This window comes from Sutterella seckii (assembly GCF_009183815.1).
Lineage (GTDB): Bacteria > Pseudomonadota > Gammaproteobacteria > Burkholderiales > Burkholderiaceae_F > Sutterella > Sutterella seckii.
In genome coordinates, this window is record NZ_WEHX01000208.1 from 1 (window position 1) to 882 (window position 882).

Annotated in this window: 1 protein-coding gene; it reads right to left on the minus strand. The window is 45.5% G+C overall.

Features of this window, described 5'->3' with window-relative positions; genetic code table 11:
* Positions 1 to 262: 262 nt before the first annotated feature.
* On the minus strand, positions 263 to 616 hold the full coding sequence (locus tag GBM95_RS11865; RefSeq protein WP_152159273.1) for a DUF4143 domain-containing protein: 354 nt from the start codon (positions 614 to 616) through the stop codon (positions 263 to 265).
* Positions 617 to 882 lie beyond the last annotated feature (266 nt).

Here is an 882-nt window from a genome sequence, read left to right on the forward strand (position 1 = left end):
ACTATTGAAGTCAACAAAAAAGTCCGTGAGTTTCACGGAATTTTTATTGGAAAACTCATTTCTAAAGAGCTTTCGTGAGGGCTTTCGACGACTTTTAGGCTATTCATCAACTGCTGGCCGAAAAGCCTCAGCAAAGCTCCCGTGATCCAGGCTGAGAAGTTCCGTAAGAAATGACAAGAAAATCATAGCTAAGACTTTTGAGCATTGGAAATGCTTTTCCTCCGAAGAAGCAAAGCATTTGCCGCTTCTTCGCGCGCAGCTCTCAAACTGCCGGCTTCCGGTACTCCTCGCTTTCAAGCCAGACTTGCAGGAACGTCGCCGGAGCAACCGTTCGAATCGGACAATCCGGATAGGCTTTATGGAAATCGGGACCAGGCTTTGCTTTTGCGGTGGGTGAGGTTCTGCATTCAAAGGTTTCCATTTTCCCATCCACGACCTCAATGAAGTCCAGTTCGTTGGATTTTTTCTTCGATGTTCGCCAGAAGTACATTCGTCCGAAATCCTGTCTGTATGAATGATATTTCACGCGTTCCATGAAAAAGAAGTTTTCCCATAGAGCACCTTTGTCCTGACGCGTCGACAATGGATCCAAATTATTAATCTGTAACGCTCGGATTTAGCCTGAATATTTCGCCCAAAAATAGACCTTGGGCGTAGGCTCATCTGCAATCGGCAGGTGGGCCTAAATTTTCAGGCGGCGTACACGGATCAAATAATGATCTAAATCAGTGTTTATGCTTGTTGCACAAATGAACAGAGGCGATCGCGGCATAATTTAATTAGCAGGAAAAAACCAACCGGACGCCTCGCCATGCAGTATAGCAACCACACGGACAATCTCAATCGCGCAATTGCATTCGAAGTCAATCAAAAAGATGTAAC